The 2233-nt window shown below is 47.4% G+C and carries 2 protein-coding genes; one reads left to right on the forward strand and one right to left on the reverse strand.

Features of this window, described 5'->3' with window-relative positions:
- Window positions 1–392 precede the first annotated feature (392 nt).
- Entirely contained in the window at window positions 393–1463 is a 1071-nt protein-coding gene (locus tag VIM87_RS20535; protein ID WP_331998817.1) for a PLP-dependent aminotransferase family protein, read from the forward strand.
- Window positions 1464–1547: 84 nt separating this feature from the next.
- Here the strand turns inward: VIM87_RS20535 and VIM87_RS20540 are convergent.
- Window positions 1548–2233: trehalase family glycosidase (locus VIM87_RS20540; RefSeq protein ID WP_331998818.1), on the reverse strand; the 686-nt coding region annotated here is incomplete at its 5' end.

The following is a 2233-nucleotide window of genomic DNA, read 5'->3' on the forward strand; positions in this document are numbered from 1 at the left end:
GGATTAATTTTAAGGGTGAAGGAAAATAATACCATCCGGAGGTATGCACCCCGGTGATACGTTGTTATATTCGATAAGTGTTTAAACTGCTAGGTGAAACATGCAGCGGATGGTGGTTCTTTAGGAAGTTTTTCGCGATGCTTGGCTACATTTTGATCCGTTCCAGAAAGATACCTGGGTTCAATAGCGATGAGGTGAAATGGGCTTCTCATACGGGAATTTTTGATGGCTGATAAATAATATGGTCCGGGCTGATAGTGCTTTGTAACAAGACTCTTAAGTAAGAGGTTTCATGTATAGTAAAAGTAAAAAAAATGAATGTCAATTTTACACGTTAATTAAAAATAAACCGGATAAGCTGAATCTTTTATTTTTGAGGTAATTTTTAATTTATGCTGGATCTGAGATTGAACTACCCTGCGGTTAAACAGGAGGCTGATATTTTTCAACAGTATGTAAATGGATTAACGGAGCAGGAAAAAGCTGCATTGTTATCGCCGGCCCCTATGACGCCTAATGCTGCGGCTTTACAGCGCCTGGGCCAGTGGCTGCAGCTGCCGCCGGAAACCCTGCAGCAGCAAATGGATGTAACCACTACTGCCAGCGGAAACAGCGCCGGGTATTGCATTCTTTCTTTTTTGCGCCATACGGAGCAAACGGTAGCTATTGAAGAATTTACCTACAACAATTTTAAGCTGAGCGGGCAGGCGCTGGGCTACCAATTCCAAACCATAGCCTGTGATGAGGAAGGAATGCTGCCCGGTGCGTTGGAACAATACCTGCAAACCGGTAAAAGCAGGCTCGTGTATGTGCAGCCTACGGTGCATAATCCTACCTGCAGTGTAATGTCGTTGCAAAGGAGGGAGGCCATTGCCCGGGTGATCCGCTCTTTTAAGGATGTATATTTAATAGAGGATGATGCCTACCGTTTCCTGCATCCGTCCCCGCCGCCGGCTTTTTTACAGCTGATGCCGGAGCGTACTGTTTATGTGTGCAGCTTTTCCAAGATCTTTAATCCTTTTGTGAGGCTGGCTTATATTATTTATCCCAAAGGATTGCTACAGGGTATAGAGAGTATCATCAGTATCACTACCAGCGGCAGCTCCGCATTATTCCATGCTTTTGTACAGCACCTGTTACAGCATGATCTGCTGCCGCAGGTGATCCAGGAAAAGCGGCAGATAGCGCTGGCATTATATGAAAAAATAACCAGCCTCTTTGAAGGCCTGGACTATAATATATTTCCCGGTAGCTATCATTTTTGGGTAAAGCTGCCTGCGCATTTGCCGGCCGGTATTTTTGTGCCGCAAATGAAGGCAAAAGGTATTGATGTAATGAGCAGTGAAAGTTTTTCTGTGCAGGGTGATCAGGGTTACATCCGCATTGCGATGGGCGCTGTATGGAATGAGCCGGAACTATTGCCTGCGTTGAAAACCATTGCGGAAAGTATGCGGAACGCTTAATGCCGAACGCTGAACGCTTAGCACTCCATGTGAAATGCTATCAGCATCTTAAACATAACATAAACAGCGTTCAGCATTAAGCCTTCAGCGTTCAGCATCCAGTTTGTATTGCTGCAATAACTTCAGCAACACACCATTGGTCCAGCCAAAACCATCCTGCGTGGGATATTCACCGCCGCCGGCTACCAGCTGCAGATCCATTACATTATATTTTTCCATGAGCTTACCGGTGTTGTGATACACCTGTATATTCAACGCCACCCAGCGTTCCGCGATTTTTTTAGCCAGCGCGGACGCGCCATAGTTTTCCAGTCCTGCAATAGTTACCCATTGTAATGGCGCCCAGCCATTAGGGGCATCCCACTGCTCCCCGGTGTTTTTCAGGGTGGTGGTTACGCCGCCGGCTTTCAGGAATTTTTGATTGATCTGCTGTTGTATGATGTTAATATGCGCTTTTGAAGCTGCTTTTGTAAACAGCGGGTACATACCAGCCAGTGTTAATGCGGTACCGGGGCGGTGGGTAAGCAGGTCATAATCCACATACCAGCCCGCAGCGGCCGACCAGCAATATTTTTCCAGGCTGCGTTGGCGCCTGGCTGCCAGCAGCTTGTATTGTGCGGCTTTTTGTGCATGGCCCGCCAGCTGGTGGGCGCGCGCCAGGGTATTTTCCAGGTGAAATAGCAGGGCATTCAGATCCACCGGTACATAAGAGGTTACGCGAATGGTGTGCAGGTCTTTGGTATTCCGGAACCAGCGGCTGCTGAAATCCC

The sequence above is a fragment of the Chitinophaga sp. genome (assembly GCF_036569125.1).
Classification (GTDB): Bacteria; Bacteroidota; Bacteroidia; order Chitinophagales; family Chitinophagaceae; genus Chitinophaga.